The organism is Agromyces sp. NDB4Y10 (assembly GCF_001620055.1).
In the GTDB taxonomy this organism is placed as follows: Bacteria; Actinomycetota; Actinomycetes; order Actinomycetales; family Microbacteriaceae; genus Agromyces; species Agromyces indicus.
The window spans coordinates 101,507-126,221 of sequence record NZ_LQGY01000014.1; the positions used below are offsets into that span (position 1 = coordinate 101,507).

A 24,715-nucleotide genomic window follows, 5' to 3' on the forward strand; every position below is an offset into this window, starting at 1 on the left:
TCCCGCTTCACCCCGTCAGGACAGGACCATGCCGAACGGACTCATCCAGGCCGACAGCCTGCGCACGCACCCCGAGGGCCTCGCGCTCTCGCTCACCCTGCCGTGGTACCGGAGCCTCTGGCTCTCGTCGGTGTCGACGCTGCGGCTCACGGTGGACGGCGAGCCGGTCGCGGCCGAGGACCTCGCATTCGAGCTCGGCGGCGTGCGCTACGCGCTCGACGAGCTGCCGCAGCAGAGCGAGGTGCTCTGGTACCTGCAGGCGCATCCGCTGCTCATCGCGAAGCGGGACCAGCCCGTCGCACTCGGCGAGTCGCACGAGGTCGAGGTCCTCGGCGAGCTCCGCCTGCCGTACATGCAGATCGCGCCCGGCGCCGACGGCGGACCCGGCATGTACGTGCCCAACGTGGTGCGGCAGTCGCTCGAGCTGACGGTCACCGACCGCGATGCACCGGCGCCGGCGATGGTGACGCATGTCGCTCCGCCGCCGCCCGCCGCGGACGGCGACCCGTTCGCGCTGGGCCTGACCCTGTACTCGGCCAGTGCCGAGTTCCGCGCCGGCTGGTACGACTTCGACGGCCTGCTCGACCGGGTCGGGGAGCTCGGCATCGGCCCGGGCATCGAGATCGTCGCCTCGCAGGTGCTGCCGACGTACCCGGTCGTGTCCGACGACTTCGTGCGCACGTGGCGCGACGCGTTCGACCGGCACGGCTTCGACGCGAGCTCGTTCGGCGCGAACCTCGACATGGGCCGACGGCGCGACCGCGACATGACACCCGACGAGGAGTTCGAGTTCAGCGAGACGCTGTTCCGCGGTGCGGCGAAGCTCGGCTTCCCGCTCGTGCGCATCCAGAGCGCCAAGCCCGAACTGCTGCGCCGGCTCCTCCCGGTCGCCGAGGAGCTCGACCTGAAGCTGGGCTACGAGATCCACGCGCCCCTCGGCCCGAACGCCGAGCCGATCCTCAAGGTGCGCGAGACCTACGCCGAACTCGACTCGCCGCTGCTCGGGTTCGTCGCCGACTTCTCATCCACCATGCACGCGATGTCGCCGACGTTGCTGCGGGCGGTGCGTCGGGCGGGCCTCGACGACGAGGCGGTCGAGCGGCTGCAGGCGATCTGGGCGACCGACGCGCCGATGCGGGAACGCCAGGAGGCGTTCATCGGCTACCTCCGCGGCCGCGACTTCGACCCCGGCCGGCTCGGCGCGTTCGCGCACCTCGCGTTCAACATGCACGGCCACGTCGACCCGCGCGAGTGGGCCGACATCATGCCCCAGATCCTGCACGTGCACGCCAAGTTCTACGACATCGACGGCGACGGCCAGGAGCCCGCGATCGACTACCCGGAGCTCGTGCGCGTCTTCGTCGAGGGCGGCTACCGAGGTTACTGGTCGAGCGAGTGGGAGGGCCACGCCTTCGCCGAGCTCGGCGAGGTCGACCCGCTGCTGCTCGTGCGCCGCCAGCACGACCTCATCCGCGCGAGCATGCGGGCGGTGCAGCCCGCCTGAGCGAGCCGGACACGTTCGAGGCGGATGTCACCGGCCCGCGCGTGGCATCCGGAACCATGACCGACCCCGCGCAATTCACCGGCCCGGCACGGCCGGCTCGGCGAGGACGGGCGCGCCGACAAGCCGCGCGTCGCCCGCGGCATCCGTCGCCCGGAAGCCGGTCGACTCGGTGCGCTCGTCGGCCTCCGGCACGTACGGGTGGTCGAAGAGTCCGAGCGCATCGAGCGCGCGCGTGACGGTGTCGTCGATGCGGACGGCCGCCTCGACCACGGCCAGGATCGGCTCGAGGTGCACGTTGCGCAGGCGGTGCTCCGAGACATCCGCCGCGTCGTTCATGACGGCCTTCTCAGACAGTGGAGACGCCGATCCGATGCCGTCGCGCACGAGCTGAGCGGCATCCTCCGCATCGGGGCGGAAGACGAGCTGCAGCTGGCCGAGCTTCTCGGCGCAGGTCAGCTCGTCGAGCAGGGCGCGGACGCGACGGCTCGCGGACGGGCGACCTGCTTCGGGGCGGGACGCCGGTGGGGGGCCGGTGGGACGCGGGTGGAACGCGGATGGAACGCGGATCGCCGCCCAGGCCGTGAGGCCCGGGCGGCGATCCGGTGGTGCGGTCGGGAAGGATCCGTCAAGGCATCAACCCCAGGCGGCGTCCATCTCGTCGAGGATCTGGTCGACCGTCTTCTGGCCCGTCAGGAGACCCTGCACGCCGGCGCCGAGCGCGTCGTACACCGCCGGGTTCGGCCACGTCGAGTTCGGGAGGCCGGTGAAGGCACCCGACTCGAGGAGGCCGCCGATGGGCTGGTAGATCGGGAGGAGGTCATCACCGGCGACACCGGTGATCGGCACCGCGCCGAAGGTGTCAGCGAAGGACTTCGCCTGCTCGGGCTCCGCGGCCCAGTCGAGGAACTCCTGCACGGCAGCCTTGACGTCGTCGTCGGCGGAGGCGTTGATCGCCCACGCGTAGTTCGCCGAGGCCAGCGTGTACTCGCCCGCGCCGTCGGCCGGCGGGAACGCTCGCACGTCGGTCTCGAGGCCGGCGCCGGCGTTGATCGAGTTCGCCGCCGAACCGGGGACCGGTGCCGCGAGCGCGGAGCCGCCGCCGATGCCGTTGGTGATGTTGTCGAACGTGCCACCCGCGGCGCCGTCCTGGAAGCATCCCGCCTCGTTGAGCTCGACGAAGTCCTCGAGCACGTCACGCCATCCGCTGTCGGCGAAGGTGACGTCGCCCGCGGCGCGCTGCTCGTTCCAGTCCGGCGTCTCCTCGTAGACGCGCGTGGCGGAAAGGATCTGCGAGAACAGGCCGGTGTTGAACGGGATGGAGCCGGCGATCACGAGGAAGCTCTTGCCGCCCTCACGCGCGGTCGCGCAGGCGTCGAGCAGGTCCTCGTACGTCTCCGGGAACTCGTCGATGCCGACCTCCTCGGCGGCGGCCGGGTTGTAGACCAGGCCGACGGGCTGCAGCGACGTGGGCTGGGCGTAGGTCTCGCCGTCGACCTCGTAGAGCGAGGCCGTTCCCTCGGGGATGACGCCCGCCGAGGTGTCGTCGAGCGGCTCCAGGAAGCCCGCCTCGGCGAGGGTGATGACCGAGATCGGCTGGCCGGTGCCGGGCGAGAGGATCATCGCGTCGGCGGCGTTGCCGCCCTGGAGCTGCGTGGTGACCTGCGTGTTGTACGCGTCGGACGGGTAGGGGATGACCTCGACCTCGACGCCGGTCTCCTCGGCGTACTGGTCGATGAGCTGCTGGTACGCGGTGTCCTGGTCGTTGGCCTGGGCGACCATGATGGAGAAGCTGTCGGCGGCGCCGCCATCGGCGCTCCCGCCTCCGTCATCCGACCCGCCGCCGCCGGCGCAGCCGGCGAGGACCATGACCCCGGCGACCGGTGCGGCGAGGAGCGACCACCGGAACTTGTTGGCGGGGTGCTGTGCGTGCTGTGGCATTTCGACCCTTTCGTGACGTCGTTGTCGCCAGCTCTGGGGCGGCTGGCACGGCGCTCGGCCGTTGCAACCAGCGTGGCATACATTGGCTTGATTCTGACATTAGTATCGGTTATGCGGGGCAATAGTCCCGGTGATCCCGGTCACGAGCCTTCGAAGCGGATGGTGACCGGCCCGGCGAGGCCCGCGCGCGACGGAGCGGCGTGAGGCTCGAAGACCGCGGCCATCGCAGCCGGGATCTCGCCGCTCGGCGAGGCCGCTTCCGCGATCAGCCGATTCCGCCACGGAGTCGCGACCTCGACCTCGAGCACGTTGCGACCCGAGCGGAGCGCGGCGGTGACCTCGACCCGGAACGGCTCGGTCCACGCGACCCCGCAGTCGAGGTCGTTGAGCCGCACGCGCGCGATGTCGCGCACCACGCCGAGGTCGAGCCTCGATCGGCGGGCGACGTCCTCGACCTCGGGAAGCTCGAACTCGAGCCGGTAGGTGGCGACTCCGGAGAAGCCCGTTGCACCGAGGTCCGTCCAGAACTGCGGGCCGGGCGAGACGGGCACGGGGTCCCGACCGGGCAGCAGGAGGTGCCATTCGCCCTCGAGCGTCAATGCGTCGACGGGCTCACATGCAGCCGCCTCGGCGGCGCCCGCCGCCGCGGAGAGGACGAAGACGGATCCGAACGGCTCGAGCGCGATCAGCTCGGCCTCGCCGTCGGCGGACCGGACCAGGCGCGACCGTCGCACCTCGACGGGATCCCACGCGACGAGCGGCCCCGTCCCGCCGCTCACGAGGCGGAGGTGGATCGGCTGGTCCGACGGGTTGGCGAGAAACGTCACCCGTCGCCCGTCGATCTCGCGTGCGATCCTCCGCACCGGAGGCCCGTCGATCTCGAGCGCCGGGCGCCACTCGAGTTCGCGCAGGGCCTCCCCGAGATCGGCCGTATCGACGACGCGGCCGCCGCCGCGGCGCGCGCCCCAGATGCGCGCGCACGCCGCGGCGAACTCCTCGGGATCGTCGGCGAGCGACGGCGTGGCGGTGGGTCGCGTTCCGATGACCGTCGCCCCGGCATCGAGGAGGCGCTCGACCGCTCGGAGCGTCGACAGCGTCATCCGTTCGCTCGACCCGCCCAGGAACAGGGCCCGGTACGCGGCGCCCTCGGAGACCAGCCGATCTCCGTCGAATCGGAGCACGTCGCGGAGTGCGTCCGGCCCGACGTAGTCGAAGTCGAACCCGGCAGGCACGGCGCTGTCGACGACCTGCTCGAACAGGCCGGTCACGGGCGCCTCCTCGCCGACGAACACCGCCACGTCGACGGCAGGCGCACCCGCGGCCAGAACGGCGGAGCACCGGGCGAGGTAGTCGATCCATGGTCGCGCCATCTCCGACCACGTCTCGTGCACGGTGAAGGCCTGGCCGAGGAACGGCGCGAGCGCGATGCCCGGGGACGGAGCGGCGATCGGCTGGTGCGGCGAGGTGTGGATGCAGAACCGGGTGACCCCGAGCGAGAGCTGCAGATCGGCGATGTGCTTCAGCGTGCGTGGGGTCCACGACCAGGGCCGGTCGAACGACGTGAACGCCTCGGCGCCCACCCAGCGGCGACCGTGGACGTGCGCGACCGAGGCAGCTCCCTTCAGGTCGGCGACGTAGGTCGGCCGCGGCCCTTCCCGGGACTCGAACGTCCACATCGCGCCCATCGGGACATCCGCGGGAGCCCGCATCGCGAGGTCGTCGCCGAGTTGCGGCCGGCCGTCCTCGAGCGCCTCGGCGTAGTACGTCATGCCCCGTCGGTGCGCCTCGGCGGCCAGCGTGCCGTAGTACTCGTCGGCGTAGAGCTCGGCGATGGTGCGTCGGTAGTCGTACAGGAACCGGTCGGTCTCGTCGGGGCTGCCGACGACGAGTCCGGCGAGTGCCGGCAGCCGGCTCGTCGGGTCGTACCCCCGCCGCCGCCGGAACTGCTCGATCATCCCCTCGGTCCAGTTCTGCGAGCCGGCCTCGATGCTGTCGCTGAGCAGCGCCGAGATGCCGGGGCCACCGGATGCCGCGCCGCCGCGATCCACGCCGAAGCGCTCGAGGTGCGTGGCCAGGTAGGCGCGCACCCGCTCGCCGTCGAGCTTGTCGACCTCGAGGCCGGTCGAATCCGTCGGAGCCGGCCCATTGGTCTGGCCGGTGAGCGATGCGCCCAGCCGAAGCACCGTCCACTCGCCCTCCGGCGGCGTCCACCGCAGGACGCCGTCGACGACGTCGCCCGTGACGTCGACGACGTCCTCGGGCCCGATCGCCCCGATCCGGGCGTCGGCGGGGGTGGGCACCACGTGGTAGTCGGGCACGACGCCGAAGCCCGCCTTGGCCTCGGCGAAGTGGACGCGTCCCGCCGTGCGGAGCGCGAACTCGGAGACGGCGAACGCGTCGGAGGTGCGCAGGACGGGCGGAAGGCGCACGCCCGCTGCGACGGGAGGCAGGGCCTCCGCGGCGCTCGCGGCCGACAGCACGAGCCGGAACCGTCGGGCCGTGACCGCGGGGAAGCTGACGGTCCGTGCGGGGAGCGTCGACGCCGGAAGCGCGGCGATGTCGCGGTAGTGGACCCCGTCAGCGCTCGCCTGGAGGGTGGCGTCCGGCGGCGGGGCGGCGCCGAACCCACGAGGTCCCGGCAGGCCGACGCTGACCGAGCGGACGGTGACGTCCTCGTCGAACACCTGCTCGATCCACGCCGACGACCAGCGGTCGGGGTCGCGGGGGAGGAGCAGCGCGTCGCCGAATGCGCCGTCGGTGAGGCAGGACGCGTCGTCGACGGGTGCCGACGCGCGGAACGATGCCGGCTCGAGGGTCGCGCGTCGCGCGTCGGCCGGGAAGGCCAGCACGCGCCAGTCGACGGCGAACGCCGCGGTCCCGCCCCCGTCGCCCCGACGCGGGCAGTCCAGGAAGGCGCCCGCGACTCCCGGCAGCGTCGGCAGCTCGATCGTGATGGGCGCGCCGCCGCTGATCTGGCATGCCGCCCAGACGACCTTCTTCATCGCGTCGCCGGGCGCCACCCATGGACCGCCGGAGGCGCTCCAGCCGGACGAGGTCGCGACGGCGAGCTCCAAGCCGAGGGAGGCGGCGGTGTTCACCGCGGCATCGACGGCTCGATCCCATTCGGGCGTGTCGGGCCGGACCGGGGACGGCACGACGAGCGGGCCGCCCATCCCGCCGTCGAAGATCTGCGCACCGCGCACTCCTGTCGCGTGCAGCCAGCGCAGGTCGCGCTCGATGCCGTCCGGGTCGACGTTCCCGTCCATCCAGTGCCACCAGACGCGCGGGCGCGCCTCGTCGGGCGGATCGACGAACGCGTCCCACAGCGGGTCGCGTCCCGTCGCCGGTCGCGTCGATGGCAGTCGGTCCATGGACTCGAATCCTCCCAGCAGCGCGACGCGGATGATCGCCGCCGGTACTTATACGCGGCATCGAGATGACTAATGTGTGTTTTCGACACAAGCGTGGGAGAGTTGGCGTATCGCGTCCCGACCCGATGGGGCGCCGCGACGACGATGTCAGGAAGCGAAATGACTGTGACGACGCAGGACAGCACCCGCACCATCACCGTGCCGCCCGACGCGCGCAACACGCCGCCGCCGAGGCCGCGGGGCGGGCGCAAGCCGCTCATCACGTTCGGACACTGGTGGTGGGCGCTCCCCGCCGTCGCCCTCGTGATCGGGGTCCACTACGCCGCAACGATGACGGGCGGCTTCTTCGCGTTCACGAACTGGACCGGACTCGGCGAATGGGACTTCATCGGCTTCGCCAACTTCGAGCGCATATTCAGCGACCCGATGCTGCTCGGCTCGGTGTGGAACACCCTGTTCCTCGCCTTCGGGTCCGTGATCCTCACCAACGTCTTCGGGCTGCTCTACGCACTCGCCATCAACCGCATGCTGAAGACCCGGTACATCCTCCGGACCCTCCTCTTCATGCCCGTCGTGCTCAGCCCGCTCGCGGTGGCGTACGTGTGGAAGTTCATCTTCCAGTTCAACGGCCCGCTGAACGGCTTCCTCGGGTTGATCGGCCTCGAGGAGTGGCAGAAGGTCTGGCTCGCCGACCCCTCCTGGTCGATCTGGGCGATCCTCATCACCGTCGTCTGGCAGCAGACGGGCTTCGTGATGGTCATCTACCTCGCGGGACTCGCCAGCGTCCCCGTCGAGGTCGAGGAGGCCGCGGCGATCGACGGCGCCGGCATCTGGGGCCGCTTCTGGCACGTGGTGGTGCCCGCCATCCGTCCTTCGATCGCGATCGCGACGACCCTCGGCATCATCCAGGGCCTGCGGATCTTCGACCAGATCCTGGCCCTCACGGGCGGCGGCCCCGCGGGGGCCACGGAGACCCTGGCGACCCAGGTCTACAAGCAGGCGTTCGCGCTCGGCCAGTTCGGCTTCGGTTCCGCGCTCGCGCTCGTCCTCACCGTGATCATCCTCGTGTTCGCCATCCTCCAGCAGCGGGTCACGCGCGACCGTGACGCCGGAAAGGCCTGAACGTGTTCCGCTACACCAAGCTCACCGCCCTCCGGGAAGTGCTCGTCTGGATCGTCACCCTGATCGGGCTCCTCCCGCTCTACCTGCTCGTCGTCACGGCATTGAAGCCCGACCAGGAGGTCCTGACCACGAGCGCGGTCGCACCGCCCTCGACGGTCGACTTCGGTGCGTTCGTCGAGGTGCTCACCTCGACGGGCCGCAACAGCATTCCCATGAGCATCCTGAACAGCGTGATCATCACGGCCGGCGCGATCGCCGGGCTCGTGCTGCTCGGCTCGCTGACCGCCTACGTCATCGCCCGCCGTACGCGCACGTGGACCAACGTCACGTACTACCTGGTGCTGATCGCGATCATCCTGCCGGCGCAGCTCGGCACCGTGCCGCTCTACATCGGCGCACGGTCGGTCGGTCTCACGGGCAACGCCCTCGGCATGATCCTGCTCTGGATCGGCATCCTGCTGCCGCTGTCGATCTTCCTGTACGCGAGCTTCTTCCGCGGGCTGACGACCGAATACGAGGAGGCGGCCGTCATCGACGGCGCCACGCCGACGCAGGCGTTCTTCCGGGTCGTGCTGCCCCTGATGGCCCCGGCCACGGGCACGGTCGCGATCCTCGCGGGACTCATCGTCTGGAACGACTTCTTCAACTCGCTGATCTTCCTCGGCGGCTCGGAGACGCAGACGCTGCCGGTGGCGATGTACACCTACGTCGGCGGCCTCGTGTCGGCGTGGAACAAGATCTTCGCCGTCGTCATCATTTCGATGATCCCCATCCTCGCGTTCTACATGTTCGCCCAGAAGCGCTTCATCCAGGGCTTCGCGGGCGGGCTGAAGGGCTGACCGTCCACGGACCCACCGATTCGAGAACGGCCGGATCGTCGAGCACTGGGACGTGCTGCAGCAGGTTCCCGTGCATGCCGTTCACGACCACCCGATGTTCTGACTCCAGGAGACGCACGTGTACCAGCTCGCACCCAATATCGAACTCCTCTTTACCGAAGCCGGCGACTACCACGACCGTGTGCGCGCCGCCGCCGCGGCCGGCTTCACCGCCGTCGAGATGTGGGGGCCCACGGGAGTGGACGCCCCGGCGAAGCCGAAGGACCTCCCGGCGCTCAAGGCCGCGCTCGTCGAGACCGGCACCCAGTTGACGGCCCAGCTCGCCGAGCCGCGCACGCAGTTCATGATCCCGCCGTGGGACCACTCCGAGTTCTTCCGGAAGCTCGACGAGGGCGTCTCGATCGCGAAGGAACTCGGGTGCCCGCGCATCGTCGTGGGCAGCGGCACCGGGTTCGGCGGGTGGAAGCGGCAGGTGCAGCTCGACAAGCTCATCGAGATCTACGAGAAGGCCATCGCGCAGATCGACGGCTCCGGCATCACGCTCGTCCTCGAGCCGGTGAACGTCCGCGTGGATCACCCCGGCTCGCTGCTGGACCGTACGGCGGAGGCCGTCTACGTGGCCCGCGGCGTGGACTCGCCGTTCTTCGGCATCCTCTACGACATCTACCACTCGGCCGTCGAGGGCGAGGACATGGCGGCGGAGCTCGCCAATGCCGGCGACCTGGTGAAGTACGTCCAGCTCGCCGACACTCCCGGTCGCGGCGAGCCGGGCTCGGGATCGCTCGACTGGGCCGAGACCCTCGGTATCCTGCGCGCGTCCGGGTACGACGGTCCGATCGGGCTCGAGTACTACCCGACGCAGGAGTCCGAGGCGTCCGTCGCCCTCATCCGCGAACTGGCGGTGACCGCATGAGCCGCTATCCCGAGGCCGTCGACGTCGCGATCGTCGGCAGCGGCCCGACCGGCGCCGCGTACGCGCGCATCCTCAGCGAAGCGGCGCCGGACGTCACGATCGCGATGTTCGAGGTCGGCCCGACGGTCTCCGACCCGCCCGGCGCGCACGTCAAGAACATCGAGGACCCGGCAGCGCGTGCCGCCGCGCAGCGCGCGTCGGAGGGTCCCGGCGCCGGCGCCGCGACGGTGAACTCGCCCGGCGCCGTGAAGAGCGGCGAGCGTCGCGCCCGCCCCGGCACGTTCCTCCTCGAGGAGGGCTACGCGTTCCCGGGTGAGGACGGCCTGCCCGTCGCGGCCATGTCGAGCAACGTCGGCGGCATGTCCGCCCACTGGACGGGCGCCTGTCCGCGTCCGGGCGGCAGCGAGCGCATCGCGTTCCTGCCCGACCTCGACGAGCTGCTCGACGAGGCCGACCGCCTGCTCGGGGTCACGACCGATGCGTTCGACGGCGCGCCCTTCACCGACCTCGTGCGCGAGCGCCTGGCCGCGGCGGTCGACGAGGGTCGCGACCCGGCCGCGAGGGTGCAGCGGATGCCGCTCGCCGTGCACCGCCGACCCGACGGCCGCCTCGTGTGGTCGGGCTCGGACGTGGTGCTGGGCGACGTCACGCGCGCCAACCCGCGCTTCGCCCTGCACGACGAGTCGCTCGCCACGCGTGTGCTCGTCGAGGACGGCCGTGCCGCGGGGGTCCGGGTGCGCGACCTGCGGACGGGGGAGGAGCACGAGGTGCGCGCCCGCGCGGTCGTGGTGGCCGCCGACGCGCTCCGCACCCCGCAACTGCTCTGGGCCAGCGGCATCCGCCCCGACGCCCTCGGTCGCTACCTCAACGACCAGACCCAGGTCGTCTTCGCCTCGCGCATCCGCGACGTCGGCCCGGGCGCCGGTGCCGAGGAGGCCGCGCCCGCCGAGGGCGGCCTGAGCGAGCAGAGCGGCGTGAGCTGGGTGCCGTACACCGACGAGCAGCCCTTCCACGGACAGATCATGCAGCTCGACGCGTCCCCGATCCCGCTCGCCGAGGACGACCCGGTCGTGCCGGGCTCGATCGTCGGTCTCGGGTTGTTCTGCGCGAAGGACCTGCAGCGCGACGATCGCGTCGAGTTCAGCGACGAGGAGGTCGACGCGTACGGCATGCCGGCGATGCGCATCCACTACCGGCTCACCGAGCGCGACCGCGAGGTGCTCGAGCAGGCTCGCGCGGAGATCGTGCGCCTGGGCGAGGCGGTCGGCCAGCCGCTCGACCCGCGACCGTTCACCATGCCGCTGGGTGCGTCGTTGCATTACCAGGGCACGACCCGCATGGGGGAGCGCAACGACGGCACGAGCGTGTGCAACCCCGACGGCGAGCTCTGGGATGCGTCCGGAGTCTTCGTGGCGGGCAACAACGTGATCCCAACGGCCACGGCGTGCAATCCGACGCTCACGAGCGTGGCCCTCGCGGTCCGCGGCGCGCGGGCGATCGCACGTCACCTCGCGGCGGATCTTGCTTCCGTCGAAAACTGACATTAGAGTGTAGGAATCATGACGAAGAAGTCCAGGAGGTCCGCATGATCGCCGACCGCATCATCGAACACGGCACGCTCAGCACCGACGGAGACCGTGCATCGGTCGAGGTCCGGATGCCGTGGTACCGGGCGCTGCCCGGCTCGTGCATCGCCGGCGCGACGCTGGCGATCGATGGCGTCGAAGCGCCCGCCGAGTCGCTGCGCTGGCGCATGAACGGCCGCGAGTTCACGTTCGGCGAGCTCGTCGACGCGACCGACGAGTGGTGGTTTCCCAGCGATTCCGCCGTGCTCTCTGGCGACGTGGCGGTGGCGACGGAGGCCGCGGAACACGAGGTGAGCGTCCAGCTCACGCTCTACATCCCCTACATCATCATCGGCGACGGCGAGACCCTCCACATCGAGGAGCGCGACACGAAGTCGATGCCGGCACGAAAGGCGGTGGCGGCATGACGCAGCTCGGCACGCCCGTCCAGGGCGTCACGCTCTACAGCTTCACTCGCGCATTCCACGGCCGCGAGATCGATCTCGAAGGGCTGATCCGACGGGTCGCCGCCGAGGGGTACGGCCCCGGCCTCGAGATCATCGGCTTCTCGAGCTTCCGCGGATTCCCCGAGGTCGACGACCGCTTCGCGGGTGAGTTCCGCGACCTCGTCGCGGAGACGGGGCTCGTCACCACCTCGCTCGCCGTGAACGCCGACATCGGCATCCACCGCGACCGCCTGCTCACGCAGGACGAGCTCATCGAGTACATGCGCCGGCAGATCGAGGCGGCCGCGAAGCTCGGCTTCCCCATCGCGCGCGTGCAGATCTCCCTCACGCCCGACTCGATGGAGCAGCTCGCTCCCATCGCCGAGCAGTACGGCGTGACCCTCGCGCTCGAGGTGCACGCCGACCAGTACGCCTCGCACCCCCGCATCCTCGCCCTCCGCGACCGGTACGAGCAGGTCGGGTCGCCGTTCCTCGGGTTCACCATGGACTGGGGTGCCACGGTCACGGGCTTCGCACCGTCGCTGCTCGAGGCGTACCGCCGCCGGGGCGCGTCCGACGAACTGCTCGCGAAGGTGGTCGACCTCTGGAACGCCTTCTACGAGCAGGGCCCGCCCGCCGACCAGGCGGAGCACGGGCAGCGGTTCGGCGCGTTCATCGGTCTCGCCGCGCAGAACGGCCGACCCGACCTCGGCATCGACTTCGGCATCAACGGCACGGGACTCTTCGGCCCGGCCCGCGTCGACGACTGGCTCGAGATCATGCCGTGGATCCGGCACGTGCACGGCAAGTTCTTCGGCATCGACGAGCGCGGCGAGGAGCCCTCGGTCCCCGTGCGCGACCTCGTCCGCCTGCTCGTCGAGCAGGGCTACTCGGGCGCGATCTCGAGCGAGTACGAGGGGTGGCACTGGAACAACTGGGAGAGCCCCTTCGACATCATCGCGGCCGAGCAGGCCGTGCAGCGGTCGGCCGCCGAGGCCACCGGTTCCCGCATGATCACGGATGCCGCGGAGGCCCGCCGCATCCTCGACACCCACCTCGGAAAGGCGGTCCAGGCATGAGCGAGACGACCGACGGCATCGCCGGCACCGGCATCAAGCTGGGCACCACCCTCTACTCGATGACCAGCGAGTTCGCGGCCGGCGTCTACACCCCGGAGACGTTGATCAGGGCCGTGCACGACGAGGGCATCGGCCCGGGCGTCGAGTTCAACATCGCCCAGCTGCTGCGCACGTACCCCGACGTCGACGAGGAGTTCGTGAAGCTCTGGTTCGACTCGCTCGAGAAGTACGGCCTCGAGGCGAGCGCCGTCGGCACCAACCTCGACATGGGCCGGCGCAAGGACCGTGACATGACGCCCGACGAGGAGCACGAGTTCCTCGCACGCCAGCTGAAGACCGCGCACACGCTCGGCTTCAAGCGGGTCGTCATCCGGTCGCACGGCAAGGAGCTGCTGCGCAGCCTGCTGCCGCTCGCCGAGAAGTACGACCAGTACCTCGGCTACGAGATCCACGCGCCCTCCGGGCCGAACAACCCGCAGGTGCTGCAGATGCGCGAGATGTACGACGAGCTGCAGTCGGAGCGCCTCGGCTTCACCGCCGACTTCTCCTCGACGATGCACTCGCTCTCGCCGACGCTGCTGACCACGCTCGCGCAGATGGGGATGGACGAGAAGCACTTCCCGGTCATGGAGGAGATCTGGCACGAGCCGACCCCCATGCACGTGCGCAACCAGAAGTTCGAGGACTACCTCGTGGGCGAGGGCGTGGACCCGCTCACCTTCGGGCCGTTCACGCGTCTGGCCTTCAACATGCACGGCCTGGTTCCGCCGGAGGAGTGGCTGGACATCATGCCGCAGATGTTCCACGTGCACGCGAAGTTCTACGACATCGACGAGAACGGCGACGAGCCCGCCATGGACATCCCGCGCATCGTCCGGCAGTTCGTCGTGGGCGGATACCAGGGGTACCTCTCCAGCGAGTGGGAGGGTCACGCCTTCCAGGATCTCGGCGAGGCCGACCCGATCGATCTCGTGAAGAAGCAGCACGCGCTGATGCGCAAGGCGATCGAGGAGACCGTCGCGTCGCAGGAACCCGCGAAGGAGCACGCCGATGTCTGACACGACCACCGCCCCGGCATCCCTCTCCGAACTGCAGGCCGAACTGGCCGCGTTGCGCGAGGAGGTCGCCGGAGCCCGGGCGCTGGCGCAGCGGGCAGAGGACCGCGGCCAGGTAGAGAACCTGTTCAACCGCTACATGTACCTGCACAACGCGTTCGAGGACGAGCAGATCATCCCGCTGTGGGTGAAGGAGGGTACGGAGGGCATCCGCGCCCGGTACACCAACGCCGGCCAGTACACGACGTGGCAGAGCGTCACCGACTACCACCGCGGCCGCCCGCATCCCGAGGGCAAGCTCATCCTTCACGCCACGACCACACCCGTGATCGAGGTCGCCGCCGACGGCAGGACCGCCAAGGGCGTGTGGTTGATGGCGGGCACCGAGTCGGGCCTGACCGATCCGAAGGTCGCCGAGGCGTTCCCCGACATGTACTCGCCGAAGGAGGTGCTCGGCAAGAAGGTCTGGGCGCACTGGGTGTGGTGCAAGTACGCCATCGACTTCCTCAAGCAGGACGGCGAGTGGAAGTTCTGGAAGTTCCGCTGCTACGAATTGGCGCGCGCGCCGTTCGAGGAGAACTGGGTCAGCTTCGGCCTGAAGAACCAGGGCGCGTTCGACCTCGACCTCATGTACTTCGGCGACGACGGCAAGCCCGTCTTCATGCCCCCGGCCGACGAGCCCGTGCCCTCGACCAACCACCCCTACAGCCCCGAGACCGTGCAGAAGCTCGAGCCGGCACCGCCCGTGCCGCACGAGCACTTCACCGACACCTACGCCTGAGGAAGATCATGGCCACGCACAATTCGCTTTTCGCCGACAAGGACGTCCGTCGCACCGAGACGGGACTCTCGGTCTCACTGCAGCTGCCCTGGTACCGGAGCCTGTGGCTCTCGGCGGTCGACGGCGTCGCGGCATCCGTCAACGGCGTCCAGATCCCGACCGACCAGCTGCGCTTCGAGCTCGAAGGCCGCGTGTACCGCATCGAGGAGCTCCCCGAGCAGTGGGACACGCTCTGGTTCGTCGCCGACCGCCCCAACGTGCTCATCGACCTCGGCCGCGCGCCGGAGGAGGGCGAGCAACTGACCGTCGAGGTGGTGCTCACGATGCGACTGCTCTACATGCAGATCATGCCGGGAGTCGACGGCGGCCCCGGCCGGTACGTCACGAACCGCGTGCCCGTCGAGCGCGAGGTCGTGCTGGCATGACCTCCCGCCCGGCGCTGCGGGTGGCCATGATCGGCTACGGCTTCATGGGCGCCGCGCATTCGCAGGCGTGGCGCACCGCCCCGCGCGTGTTCGACCTCCCCGTCGACGTCGAGATGGCGGTCCTCGTGGGCCGCAACGCCGATGCGGTGGCGGATGCCGCGGCGAAGTGGGGCTGGGCCGAAGCGGCCACGGACTGGCGCGAGGTCATCGCGCGCGACGACATCGACCTCGTCGACATCGTCACGCCGGGCGGCTCGCACGCCGAGATCGCCATCGCCGCGCTCGAGGCGGGCAAGCACGTCATGTGCGAGAAGCCGCTCGCGAACGCGGTCGACGAGGCCGAGGCGATGACGGATGCCGCGGAGCGCGCCGCCGCCCGCGGCATCCGATCGATGGTCGGCTTCACCTACCGCCGCGTGCCCGCGGTCACGCTCATGCGCGACCTCATCGCCGAGGGCCGGATCGGGCGCGTGCAGCAGGTCCGGGCGAGCTACCGCCAGGACTGGCTCGTCGACCCGGCGATGCCGCTCGGATGGCGGCTGCAGAAGGAGCACGCCGGTTCGGGCGCCCTCGGCGACATCGGGGCGCACGCCATCGACCTCGCGCAGTTCGTCACCGGGCTGGAGGTCACCGCGGTCTCCGGGGTGCTGGAGACGATCATCCGCGAGCGGCCCCTCCAGGGGTCCGGCTCCGGGCTCTCGGGCACGGCCGCCGAGGGCACGGGCGAGGTGACCGTCGACGACCTCGCGATCTTCACGGGCCGCCTGTCGTCGGGAGCGCTCGCCTCGTTCGAGGCCACGCGGTTCGCGACGGGACGCAAGAACGCCCTCGCGATCGAGGTGTCCGGGGATGCCGGCGCGCTGGCGTTCGACTTCGAGGAGCTCAACGTCCTGCAGTGGTACGACCGCACCGCGCCGAACCGGGTGCAGGGGTTCACGCGCATCATCGCGACCGAACCCGAGCACCCCTATGTCGCGGCGTGGTGGCCGGCCGGGCACATGCTCGGCTACGAGCACGGCTTCAGCCACCAGGTGAAGGACCTCGTCGAGGCGATCGCGGGCGGAACGGATCCGCACCCGGCGTTCGCGGAGGGCCTGCACGTGCAGCGGGTGCTCGCCGCGGTCGAGGCCAGCGCCGCCCAGGATTCGAGATGGGTGGGCGTCGACGCGCCCGCCGAAGCATAGAGGAGGACCCGATGCCCCGACCGATCACGCTCTTCACCGGCCAGTGGGCCGACCTGCCGTTCGAGGAGGTCGCGCGCCTCGCGGGCGAGTGGGGCTACGACGGCCTCGAGATCGCCTGCTGGGGCGACCACCTCGACGTCTCGCGCTGGGACGACGACGCCTACGTGTCGAGTCGACGCGAGATCCTCGAGCGCAATGGCCTGGCGGTCCACGCCATCTCGAACCACCTCACCGGCCAGGCCGTGTGCGACGACCCGATCGACCAGCGGCACCGCGACATCCTGAGCGATCGAGTCTGGGGCGACGGTGATGCCGAGGGCGTGCGCCGGCGCGCGGCCGAGGACATGAAGGACACCGCGCGCATGGCCGCCAAGCTCGGCGTCGCGACCGTCAACGGCTTCAGCGGGTCCAGCATCTGGAAGTACGTGGCGATGTTCCCGCCCGCGTCGGACGAGATGATCGACGCGGGCTACCGGGACTTCGCCGATCGCTGGAATCCCATCCTCGACGTGTTCGAGGAGGTCGGCGTCCGCTTCGCGCTGGAGGTGCATCCCTCCGAGATCGCCTACGACTACTGGACCGCCAAGCGCACGCTCGAGGCGATCGGCCACCGCGAGAGCTTCGGCTTCAACTTCGACCCCTCCCACTTCGTGTGGCAGCAGCTGGACAGCGTCGCCTTCGTCCTCGACTTCGCGGACCGGATCTACCACGTCCACTGCAAGGAATCGATCACCAACCTGGACGGACGGAACGGCGTGCTCGGCTCGCATCTCGCCTGGGCGAACCCGCGTCGCGGCTGGACCTTCGTGTCGACCGGCCATGGTGCGGTGCCCTGGGAGCCCCTCTTCCGGGCGCTCAATGCGATCGGCTACGACGGGCCGACGAGCGTCGAATGGGAGGACGCGGGCATGGACCGGCTGGTCGGAGCGCCCGAAGCCCTGGCGTTCGTGCGCAGGCTCGCCGAGATCACCCCGCCGCACGCCTCGTTCGACGCGGCGTTCTCGACGAAGGCCTGAGCGTCGCCGCACCCCATCGACCTCTCGTGAGCTCGCTCTCGCGGAGAGAACGGAGACCTGCCGCATGCCCGACGTGCTGAACGTGCTCATCCTCTCCGGGCACATGACCCGGGAGCACGACAACGAGTTCCGCAGCTTCCGGCTGCACAACCAGTGGATCACCACCCTGCTCGAGGACACCGGGCGCTTCAGGGTGCGCGTCGTCGAAGACCCGCGCGGCCTCGGCGCCGACATCATCGACAAGTACGACGTGCTGGTCGTCGTGTTCGAGGGTCGCGACGGGTTCTTCGAGAAGGCCGTCGGATTCGGCCCGGAGACGGATGCCGCCATCCTGAAGTTCGTCCACGATGACGGCAAGGGCATCGTGTGGTTCCACGGGTCCGCGGCGCAGGAGGACCGCTGGGGCTATCCCGAGGAGTACAACGTCATGCGGGGCGCGAAGCTGAGCGCGTACGAGACCGGGCTCCGGCCCCGGCCCTGGGGCGAGGCGCAGCTCGACACCGTCGAGCCGCGGCATCCGATCACGGAAGGCATCAGCGCCCGCTGGACCGTGACCGGCGACGACATCCTCACGGGCGTGGATCTCTACGAGGGTGCTCAGGTGCTCCTGACGACCTTCGACGACCTGGAGGCCTACGAGAACGCGCCCGTCTGGCCGATGTCGCACTATCCGGTCGAGATCCCCGAGGGCGGCATCGCCGAGCTGAACGGCATGAACACCGACCAGCCGATCGCGTGGATCAACGAGTACGGCGCGGGTCGGAGCTTCACCATCACGATCGGCCACGACATCGACACGTTCCGGCGCATCGAGTTCATCCGCATGTTCCCGCGCGGCGTCGAGTGGGCCGCCGTGGGCGACGTCAGCCTCGAAGGACCCGATCGGCGCGGCGAGCGTCGATTCCTCCCGTGGCCGTACTACAACCGCGAGGGATGACGGGACTGCGCTTCCCCTTATGCGCAAGATAGCAACCACTTATGTGCGATTCATGCGCAAGTGCGAGACACTGGAGTGGCACTCACCACGACCAGAGGAGCATCGCATGTCGGTTCGCGCAGGGATCATCGGCACCGGGTTCATGGCGCGCGTCCACGCGCAGGCCATCGCGTCCGGCGGTCACCACCTCGTCGGCGTCGCCGGCTCGACACGCGAGAAGGCGGAGGCGTTCGCAGCGAACCGCCCTGCGACGGCGCCCGTCGCGACCATCGACGAGCTCATCGGGCTGCGGCCCGACGTCGTGCACGTCACGACGCCGAACGCACTCCACCGCGAGCAGGCCGAGGCGATCATGGACGCCGGCATCGGCGTCGTCGTCGAGAAGCCGCTCGCCACGAGTGTGGAGGACGCCGAGGCGCTCGCCCGTCGACAGGGTGACGTGCCCGTCGCCGCCGTCCCGTTCATCTACCGCTACTACGGCCTCGTGCGGGAGATCCGCGAGCGCATCCGCAGCACGCCGGACAACCGCCTCTGGATGCTGCACGGCAGCTACCTCCAGGACTGGCTCGCGGGCGTGGACCAGTCCAACTGGCGCGTCGACCCGGCCGCCGGCGGTGCGAGCCGCGCCTTCGGCGACATCGGCGTGCACTGGTGCGACCTCATGGAGTTCGTGACCGGACACCGCATCACCACCGTGACCGCGACGGTCGGGAACGCCTTCGAGCGCGCCGGCGGCCCGTCGCAGAACCGCACCGAGGACGGGGCGGTGCTCACCTTCGCCACCGATCACGGCGCGATCGGCTCGCTCGTCGTCAGCCAGGCGAGCGCCGGCCGCGACAACCGGCTCTACTTCTCCTTCGACGGCCCCGAGGAGAGCTACGAGTTCGACCAGCAGCTGCCCGAGCGGGCCTGGATCGGCCGCCGCGACGAGAGCCGCCTGATCACCCGCAACCCGGCGAAGGCGGCCGCGTCGCCCGTCGGCCTGGAGCCGGTGCCGGCCGGGCACCCCCAGGGCTACCAGCAGTGCTTCAACGACTTCGTCGCCGACGCCTACGGGGCGCTGCGCGGGACGCCCTCCGACACCCTCCCGACGTTCGCCGACGGGCTGCGCGCCGCGCACCTGACCCAGGCCGTGCTCGAGTCGGCTCGGACCGGATCGGCCGTCGCGGTGCCCGCCTTCACCGGCCTCGCCGACCGGGTCATCGCCTCCGCGCTCGCCGTGTCGCACTGATCCGGTCGACGCCCACTGCCCCCGCCGCGGCATCCGCCCCTAGCATGGGCGCATGAGCGCCCCCGCCCCCGCTCCGGCCGCCACGACCGAGGGCGGTCGGCGGCGCCCCCGGCTGCACCTCGGCACCGGCGACCGCGCCGCCGCCGCACTGCTGCTGCTGGCCACCGTGCTCGCGATCGCGTGGGCCAACTCGCCATGGGGCGAGACGTACGAGGCGTTCTGGGGCCTGCCGATCGAGCTCGGCATCGGCGACGTGGTCCTGCGCACCGACCTGCACCACTTCGTGAACGACGCGCTGATGACGCTGTTCTTCTTCGTCGTCGGCCTCGAGGTCAAGCGCGAGTTCACCCTCGGCGAGCTCACCGACCGTTCGCGCGCGATCGTCCCCGTGGTGGGCGCGATCGCGGGACTCATCGTGCCCGCGCTGATCTTCCTCGCGATCGCCTGGCCGACCGGGCAGGCGCACGCGTGGGGCATCGTGATCTCGATGGACACCGCGTTCCTGCTCGGGGCGCTCGCGATCATCGGCCCGAAGCTCCCGGCGCGACTGCGGGCGTTCCTGCTCACCCTCGCGGTCGTCGACGACATCGGCGCGCTGCTGGTCATCGCCGTGTTCTACAACACCGGGTTCGATCCCGCGCCGCTCGCCATCGCGGTGGTGCTCATGGTCGCGATCGCGCTCGTCCGGTTCCTCCGCGCGGGCCGCGGCATCGCCTACGCGGTCCTCGGCATCGCGCTCTGGTTCGCGGTGCTCGCCGCCGGCATCCACCCGACCCTCGCCGGGGTCGCCGTCGCCCTGCTCATCCCCGTGTTCCCGCCGGCGCGGTCCGACGTGGAGCGCACCGCCGAACTCACCCAGGCGTTCCGCGAGTCGCCGAACGCCGCCTACGCCGCCGCGGTCAACCGGAGCCTGCGCGAGTCGATCTCGATCAACGACCGGCTGCAGGGGGCGTGGGGGCCGTACATCTCGTTCCTCGTGCTGCCGATCTTCGCGCTCGCGAACGCGGGCGTGCACCTGAATGCCGAGACCATCGGCGCCGCCGTCGTGTCGCCGCTCGTCTGGGGCATCGTCGCCGGGCTCGTCGTCGGCAAGTTCGTCGGCATCACCGGCGCGGTCGCCGTCGTCACCGCCACGGGACTCGGCCGGCTGGCACCCGGTCTGCGGATGCCGCGCATCGCCGGCGGGGCCGCGCTGTCGGGCATCGGGTTCACGATCTCGCTGTTCATCGTGTCGCTCGCCTTCACCGACCCCGAACTCCGCGACCTCGGACGCGTCGGCGTGCTCGCGGCATCCGTCATCGCCTTCCTCCTCGGATGGGCCGTGTTCACCGTCGGCGACCGGCTCTGGCCGCCGCAGCCGGTCGGCAAGGTGCTCGTGCGCCCCTTCGACCCGACCCGCGACCACTACCGCGGACGACCCGACGCGCCGTACCAGATCGTCGAGTACGGCGACTTCGAGTGCCCGTTCTGCAGCCGTGCGACGGGGTCGATCGACGCGGTCCTCGAGCACTTCGGCGACGACGTGTGCTGGGTGTGGCGCCACCTGCCGCTCGAGGGCGTGCACGCGCACGCCAAGGATGCGGCCCAGGCGTACGAAGCCGCGGCGCTGCAGGGTCGCCACCTCGAGCTGGCCCGCCTGATGTTCGCGAACCAGGACGCGCTCGAGACCGACGACCTGTGCCGGTACGCCGCCGAGATCGGCCTCGACGTCGAGCGCTTCCTCGACGACCTGCACTCGCCGAAGGTGGTGCGCCGCGTGGAGGACGACCAGCTCGACGCCGAGGTGATGGACCTGCACTCCACGCCGACGTTCTTCGTCGGCGGCGTCCGCCATATCGGTCCGTGGGACTCGCGCTCGCTGATCCGCGCCCTCGAGCGGTCGGTCGAGACACCGCGGTCGATCGGATGACGGTCCGCCTCCGTCCGTACGGGCCCGCCGATGCGGCGCCGACGCTCGAGGTGTTCCGGCGCGCCGTTCGCCTGACCGCGGCGGCCGACTACGGCCCGGAGCAGGTCGCGGCGTGGGCGCCGGACGATCTCGACCCCGCAGCATGGGCCGTGCGGCGTGCGGAACGCAACACGGTGGTCGCCGAGGTGGACGGTCGGGTCGTCGGATTCACCGATGTCGACGCCACCGGCTACCTCGACATGATGTACGTCGATCCGGCCGTCGGCGGCCGGGGCGTGGGTCGCGCCCTGCTCGCCTGGGCGCTCGAGGAGGCGAGCCGCGCGGGCGCAGAGGTGGTGCGGACGCACGCCAGCATCACCGCGAGGCCCTTCTTCGAGGCCCACGGATTCCGTGTCGACGCGGTGCGCCACCCCGTGCGCAACGGCGTCGTCTTCGAGAACTTCGCCATGAGCCGCGTGGTCCGGGGATCGGGCTGACGGCACAGGGAACGGGGGCGGATGTCCTGCGACATCCGCCCCCGTCGTTCGCGCGGACCCCACCGCGCGCTGCACGCGCCCCCTACACGTGCAGGTCGGTGCCCTTCGTCTCCTTGATGAGCGAGACGGCGACCAGCGAGATGACCGCGGCGATGGCGATGTAGACGCCGATCGTCCAGGAGTTGCCGGTCGCGGTGAGCAGCGCCTCGGCGATCATCGGGGCGAACGCGCCACCGAGGATCGCGCCGAGCGCATAGCCGATCGAGACGCCGGAGTAGCGCACGTTCGCCGGGAACAGCTCGGCGTAGAGCGCCGCCTGCGGGCCGTACGAGAGGCCGAGGCCGAACGTCATCACGAACAGCGCCACGAAGTACCAGACGATGTTGCCGGTGTCGATGAGGAACCACATCGGCACGGCCCACAGCGCGAGGAACGCGTAGCCGATCTGGAACGTGCGGATCCGGCCGAGGCGGTCGGAGAGGCGGCCGCCGAACATCGTGAAGCCGAGCCAGCCGAACGAGGCGAGGACCGTCGCGAGGAGGACCGTCGGGCGGTCCATGCCGAGCGAGGTCACGGCGTAGGTGGCGAAGAACGCGATGAGCAGGTACCCGGCCGCGTTGTTGGCGATGAAGACGAGCGCGGTGAGGACGACGTTCTTCGTGTTGTGGCGGAAGAGCTGGCCGAGCGGCGCCGACGACTCCTGCTTGCGGCGCTGCAGGTCCTGGAAGACCGGGCTCTCCTCGACGGCACGGCGGATGACGTAGCCGACGACGATCAGGACGATCGACAGCAGGAACGGGATGCGCCAGCCCCACTCGAGGAACGCCTCCTGGGACATGGTGGAGGTGATCACCCAGAGCGTGAACGTGGCGAGGATCATGCCGACCGGGACGCCGATCTGCGGGAACGCCCCGAAGAAACCGCGCTTCTGGTTGGGTGCGTGCTCGACGGCCATGAGGGCCGCGCCGCCCCACTCGCCGCCCGCCGAGAAGCCCTGCAGGATGCGCAGGGTGATCAGCAGGATGGGCGCGGCGATGCCGATGGCGGCGTAGGTCGGCAGGAAGCCGATGAGCGAGGTCGAGACGCCCATCATGATGAGCGTGAAGACCAGCATCTTCTTGCGGCCGAGCTTGTCGCCGAGGTAACCGGCGACGACCGCGCCGAGCGGGCGGAAGAGGAACGAGATGCCGATGGTCGCGAAGGCGAGGATCTGCGCGAGCGCCGGGTTCGACTCAGCGACGGGCGCGAGGAAGAGCGGGGCGAGCACGAGGCCGGCGGCTTGGGCGTAGATGAAGAAGTCGTACCACTCGATGGAGGTGCCGACCAGGGTTCCGGCGAGGACCTTGCGCTCCTCCTTCGGCATGCGCCCGGTGCGCTCGGCTTCCTCGTGGATCTGTGACGTCGTCGTCATGCGAACTCCGTTGTTCTGTGCAGGTTCGGGTGGGTCGGGTTGTCCGCGGCGCGGGGGGTGGGTGCGCCGTTGCGGATGCAGGCCGGACGCCGGTCGTTTTGCTGACCGATCGTTCGGTATGTAAAGCAGACCATAGCGCACGCAGGTCGTTCACCGAAACCCCCTGCGATGAACGGTCGCCCTGACGCGACGAACGGCGGCTACCGCAGGTCGAGCCGCATCAGGACGCGCGGGAACCCGTTGATCACCGACTCCGTGTCGGACGCCTTCGTGAAGCCCGCGGCCTCGTACAGCGCGCGCGTGCCCACGTACGCCATGGTCAGGTCGACCTTCGCCCCGCCGTTGTCGACCGGGTACCCCTCGACGGCCGCCGCACCGTGCTCGCGCGCGAACGCCACGGCGCCGGCGAGCAGCCGGTGGGAGAGCCCCCGACCGCGGTGGCCCGGCCGCACCCGGATGCACCACACCGACCACACGTCGAGGTCGTCGACGTGCGGGATCTTCCGGTTCGTGGCGAAGCTCGTGTCGGCCCGCGGGTGCACGGCCGCCCAGCCGACCGGCTCGTCGCCGTCGTACGCGATCACCCCGGGCGGCGGGTCCTGGGCGACGAGCTCGCGCACGCGCTCGCCGCGCGCCGGGCCGCGCAGCGCCAGGTTCTCCTTCGAGGAGGTGAGCCGATAGCTCAGGCACCAGCACACGTTCGCGTCGGGCCGCTTCGGCCCGAGCACCGCTGCGACGTCGTCGAAGACGGATGCCGCGCGCACCTCGATCGCCATGAGCCGAGCATGCCAGCGGCATCCGACATCGCGGGCGACGCGGCGGACGGCCGGTTCAGAGCGCGGCGAACACCAGCGGCAGCGCGAGGAAGGCCAGGATGAAGGCCCCGGCCACGACCGCCGTGGTGAAGCCCATCAGCGCGACCGGCACAGCCGAGCGCAGGCGGACCGCCATGGCGGCCACGAGCGCGGCGCCCAGGACGATCACCGCCCACCAGTACACGGGGCTCGTGGTCTCGGCGACGACGACGAGACCGTAGGCGCCCTCGCCGATCAGGATCCCGGCGAGCACCCCCGCGCCCACGGCGGCCTCCATCGGGCGCCGGCGCAGGGCGTGCGCGGCGACGCCGACGACCGGTCCCGTCACGATGCCGATGACCCCCCAGACCACGGGATCGAACGGGAAGCCGCGCCATCCGGAGACGACGGCGTAGCCCACCGTCAACGCGACGAAAGCGAGCGCACCCGCGATGGCGGCCTCGGGCCGGCGGCGAGCGCTGAGGAACACCAGGACCGCGGTCGGCATCATCCAGCCCGACGCCGAATTGGCGAGCGACGCGAACTCCGCGGGCGGGAACGCCTGCCCGAACGACGTCGCCCCGCCGAGCACGAACGCGACGGCCGTGACCGCCGCGACCCGCAGCGCGGCCGGACGGATGGGCACGAGGAACCGGTCGTCGGCGAGTCGCGAAGGCGGAGGGGCGGTGCTGGTCGAGGTCACCGCACGATTCTCCTCG

22 protein-coding genes are annotated in these 24,715 nt (G+C 70.6%); 16 read left to right on the forward strand and 6 right to left on the reverse strand.

The features are described from left to right. The first annotated feature begins 28 nt into the window (after positions 1–28). The gene (locus AVP42_RS03465; protein ID WP_067946138.1) at positions 29–1,504 is read left to right on the forward strand and encodes a DUF6379 domain-containing protein; all 1,476 of its coding nucleotides are present in this window, start codon (positions 29–31) and stop codon (positions 1,502–1,504) included. Positions 1,505–1,579: 75 nt separating this feature from the next. On the opposite strand, the gene AVP42_RS03470 is transcribed toward AVP42_RS03465, so the two are convergent. The 3 genes from AVP42_RS03470 to AVP42_RS03480 form a co-directional block, all read right to left on the reverse strand. Next, entirely contained in the window at positions 1,580–1,840 is a 261-nt protein-coding gene (locus AVP42_RS03470) for a hypothetical protein (protein ID WP_157356698.1), read from the reverse strand. A 297-nt stretch (positions 1,841–2,137) separates the two neighbouring features. Then, positions 2,138–3,442 carry an ABC transporter substrate-binding protein gene (locus AVP42_RS03475; protein WP_067946143.1) on the reverse strand — a complete coding sequence of 435 codons (1,305 nt, stop codon included), beginning with the start codon at positions 3,440–3,442 and terminating at the stop codon, positions 2,138–2,140. A gap of 140 nt (positions 3,443–3,582) precedes the next feature. Next, positions 3,583–6,813, reverse strand: coding sequence for a glycosyl hydrolase (locus tag AVP42_RS03480; protein ID WP_067946144.1), 3,231 nt, complete (start codon positions 6,811–6,813; stop codon positions 3,583–3,585). A gap of 159 nt (positions 6,814–6,972) precedes the next feature. Between AVP42_RS03480 and AVP42_RS03485 the strand changes: the two genes are divergently transcribed. The 15 genes from AVP42_RS03485 to AVP42_RS03555 all read left to right on the forward strand — a co-directional run bounded on the left by AVP42_RS03485 (position 6,973) and on the right by AVP42_RS03555 (position 21,791). After that, positions 6,973–7,935 carry a carbohydrate ABC transporter permease gene (locus AVP42_RS03485; protein ID WP_067946145.1) on the forward strand — a complete coding sequence of 321 codons (963 nt, stop codon included), beginning with the start codon at positions 6,973–6,975 and terminating at the stop codon, positions 7,933–7,935. A gap of 2 nt (positions 7,936–7,937) precedes the next feature. After that, complete coding sequence (locus AVP42_RS03490) at positions 7,938–8,774, forward strand: carbohydrate ABC transporter permease (protein ID WP_067946147.1); 837 nt, start codon at positions 7,938–7,940, stop codon at positions 8,772–8,774. A gap of 118 nt (positions 8,775–8,892) precedes the next feature. Next, complete coding sequence (locus AVP42_RS03495) at positions 8,893–9,687, forward strand: TIM barrel protein (protein ID WP_067946149.1); 795 nt, start codon at positions 8,893–8,895, stop codon at positions 9,685–9,687. Next, positions 9,684–11,228: a GMC oxidoreductase gene (locus tag AVP42_RS03500; RefSeq protein WP_067946151.1), complete on the forward strand. Its 1,545-nt coding sequence runs from the start codon at positions 9,684–9,686 to the stop codon at positions 11,226–11,228. Before AVP42_RS03495 ends, AVP42_RS03500 begins: the two co-directional genes overlap by 4 nt. Before the next feature lie 44 nt (positions 11,229–11,272). Beyond that, complete coding sequence (locus AVP42_RS03505; RefSeq protein ID WP_067946153.1) at positions 11,273–11,680, forward strand: DUF6379 domain-containing protein; 408 nt, start codon at positions 11,273–11,275, stop codon at positions 11,678–11,680. Continuing rightward, positions 11,677–12,777 carry a sugar phosphate isomerase/epimerase gene (locus tag AVP42_RS03510; RefSeq protein WP_067946154.1) on the forward strand — a complete coding sequence of 367 codons (1,101 nt, stop codon included), beginning with the start codon at positions 11,677–11,679 and terminating at the stop codon, positions 12,775–12,777. Before AVP42_RS03505 ends, AVP42_RS03510 begins: the two co-directional genes overlap by 4 nt. Beyond that, positions 12,774–13,835, forward strand: a complete 1,062-nt coding sequence (locus AVP42_RS03515) for a sugar phosphate isomerase/epimerase (protein WP_067946155.1) — start codon at positions 12,774–12,776, stop codon at positions 13,833–13,835. Before AVP42_RS03510 ends, AVP42_RS03515 begins: the two co-directional genes overlap by 4 nt. Further along, on the forward strand, positions 13,828–14,613 hold the full coding sequence (locus tag AVP42_RS03520; protein ID WP_067946156.1) for a nuclear transport factor 2 family protein: 786 nt from the start codon (positions 13,828–13,830) through the stop codon (positions 14,611–14,613). The genes AVP42_RS03515 and AVP42_RS03520 overlap by 8 nt, the downstream gene beginning before the upstream one ends. 8 nt (positions 14,614–14,621) lie before the next feature. Next, positions 14,622–15,038 (forward strand): DUF6379 domain-containing protein, encoded by a 417-nt coding sequence (locus AVP42_RS03525; RefSeq protein WP_067946157.1) that lies wholly within the window; start codon positions 14,622–14,624, stop codon positions 15,036–15,038. 26 nt (positions 15,039–15,064) lie between these two features. Further along, positions 15,065–16,222 carry a Gfo/Idh/MocA family protein gene (locus AVP42_RS03530; RefSeq protein WP_067946490.1) on the forward strand — a complete coding sequence of 386 codons (1,158 nt, stop codon included), beginning with the start codon at positions 15,065–15,067 and terminating at the stop codon, positions 16,220–16,222. An 11-nt stretch (positions 16,223–16,233) separates the two neighbouring features. Continuing rightward, the gene (locus AVP42_RS03535) at positions 16,234–17,238 is read left to right on the forward strand and encodes a sugar phosphate isomerase/epimerase (protein WP_067946159.1); all 1,005 of its coding nucleotides are present in this window, start codon (positions 16,234–16,236) and stop codon (positions 17,236–17,238) included. A gap of 64 nt (positions 17,239–17,302) precedes the next feature. After that, a complete protein-coding gene (locus AVP42_RS03540; RefSeq protein WP_067946162.1) occupies positions 17,303–18,175 on the forward strand; it encodes a ThuA domain-containing protein in 873 nt (290 codons plus the stop codon). A gap of 106 nt (positions 18,176–18,281) precedes the next feature. Continuing rightward, positions 18,282–19,406, forward strand: coding sequence for a Gfo/Idh/MocA family protein (locus tag AVP42_RS03545; RefSeq protein WP_067946163.1), 1,125 nt, complete (start codon positions 18,282–18,284; stop codon positions 19,404–19,406). Positions 19,407–19,458: 52 nt separating this feature from the next. Next, complete coding sequence (gene nhaA, locus AVP42_RS03550; RefSeq protein ID WP_082846956.1) at positions 19,459–21,315, forward strand: Na+/H+ antiporter NhaA; 1,857 nt, start codon at positions 19,459–19,461, stop codon at positions 21,313–21,315. Further along, positions 21,312–21,791 (forward strand): GNAT family N-acetyltransferase, encoded by a 480-nt coding sequence (locus AVP42_RS03555; protein WP_067946164.1) that lies wholly within the window; start codon positions 21,312–21,314, stop codon positions 21,789–21,791. Before nhaA ends, AVP42_RS03555 begins: the two co-directional genes overlap by 4 nt. Positions 21,792–21,873: 82 nt before the next feature. Here the strand turns inward: AVP42_RS03555 and AVP42_RS03560 are convergent, their stop codons facing one another. The 3 genes from AVP42_RS03560 to AVP42_RS03570 all read right to left on the reverse strand — a co-directional run bounded on the left by AVP42_RS03560 (position 21,874) and on the right by AVP42_RS03570 (position 24,699). Beyond that, positions 21,874–23,202, reverse strand: a complete 1,329-nt coding sequence (locus tag AVP42_RS03560) for an MFS transporter (protein WP_067946165.1) — start codon at positions 23,200–23,202, stop codon at positions 21,874–21,876. A gap of 200 nt (positions 23,203–23,402) precedes the next feature. Next, entirely contained in the window at positions 23,403–23,978 is a 576-nt protein-coding gene (locus tag AVP42_RS03565; RefSeq protein WP_067946166.1) for a GNAT family N-acetyltransferase, read from the reverse strand. 55 nt (positions 23,979–24,033) lie between these two features. Further along, entirely contained in the window at positions 24,034–24,699 is a 666-nt protein-coding gene (locus AVP42_RS03570) for a DUF6518 family protein (protein WP_067946168.1), read from the reverse strand. Positions 24,700–24,715 lie beyond the last annotated feature (16 nt).

Excerpts from the sequence above, each read along its gene's own strand:
- AVP42_RS03465 (WP_067946138.1), top strand. The coding sequence starts at position 29 with ATGCCGAACGGACTCATCCAGGCCGACAGCCTGCGCACGCACCCCGAG.
- AVP42_RS03470 (WP_157356698.1), bottom strand. The coding sequence starts at position 1,840 with ATGAACGACGCGGCGGATGTCTCGGAGCACCGCCTGCGCAACGTGCAC.
- AVP42_RS03475 (WP_067946143.1), bottom strand. The coding sequence starts at position 3,442 with ATGCCACAGCACGCACAGCACCCCGCCAACAAGTTCCGGTGGTCGCTC.
- AVP42_RS03480 (WP_067946144.1), bottom strand. The coding sequence starts at position 6,813 with ATGGACCGACTGCCATCGACGCGACCGGCGACGGGACGCGACCCGCTG.
- AVP42_RS03485 (WP_067946145.1), top strand. The coding sequence starts at position 6,973 with ATGACTGTGACGACGCAGGACAGCACCCGCACCATCACCGTGCCGCCC.
- AVP42_RS03500 (WP_067946151.1), top strand. The coding sequence starts at position 9,684 with ATGAGCCGCTATCCCGAGGCCGTCGACGTCGCGATCGTCGGCAGCGGC.
- AVP42_RS03505 (WP_067946153.1), top strand. The coding sequence starts at position 11,273 with ATGATCGCCGACCGCATCATCGAACACGGCACGCTCAGCACCGACGGA.
- AVP42_RS03510 (WP_067946154.1), top strand. The coding sequence starts at position 11,677 with ATGACGCAGCTCGGCACGCCCGTCCAGGGCGTCACGCTCTACAGCTTC.
- AVP42_RS03515 (WP_067946155.1), top strand. The coding sequence starts at position 12,774 with ATGAGCGAGACGACCGACGGCATCGCCGGCACCGGCATCAAGCTGGGC.
- AVP42_RS03520 (WP_067946156.1), top strand. The coding sequence starts at position 13,828 with ATGTCTGACACGACCACCGCCCCGGCATCCCTCTCCGAACTGCAGGCC.
- AVP42_RS03525 (WP_067946157.1), top strand. The coding sequence starts at position 14,622 with ATGGCCACGCACAATTCGCTTTTCGCCGACAAGGACGTCCGTCGCACC.
- AVP42_RS03530 (WP_067946490.1), top strand. The coding sequence starts at position 15,065 with ATGATCGGCTACGGCTTCATGGGCGCCGCGCATTCGCAGGCGTGGCGC.
- AVP42_RS03535 (WP_067946159.1), top strand. The coding sequence starts at position 16,234 with ATGCCCCGACCGATCACGCTCTTCACCGGCCAGTGGGCCGACCTGCCG.
- AVP42_RS03540 (WP_067946162.1), top strand. The coding sequence starts at position 17,303 with ATGCCCGACGTGCTGAACGTGCTCATCCTCTCCGGGCACATGACCCGG.
- AVP42_RS03545 (WP_067946163.1), top strand. The coding sequence starts at position 18,282 with ATGTCGGTTCGCGCAGGGATCATCGGCACCGGGTTCATGGCGCGCGTC.
- nhaA (WP_082846956.1), top strand. The coding sequence starts at position 19,459 with ATGAGCGCCCCCGCCCCCGCTCCGGCCGCCACGACCGAGGGCGGTCGG.
- AVP42_RS03555 (WP_067946164.1), top strand. The coding sequence starts at position 21,312 with ATGACGGTCCGCCTCCGTCCGTACGGGCCCGCCGATGCGGCGCCGACG.
- AVP42_RS03560 (WP_067946165.1), bottom strand. The coding sequence starts at position 23,202 with ATGACGACGACGTCACAGATCCACGAGGAAGCCGAGCGCACCGGGCGC.
- AVP42_RS03565 (WP_067946166.1), bottom strand. The coding sequence starts at position 23,978 with ATGGCGATCGAGGTGCGCGCGGCATCCGTCTTCGACGACGTCGCAGCG.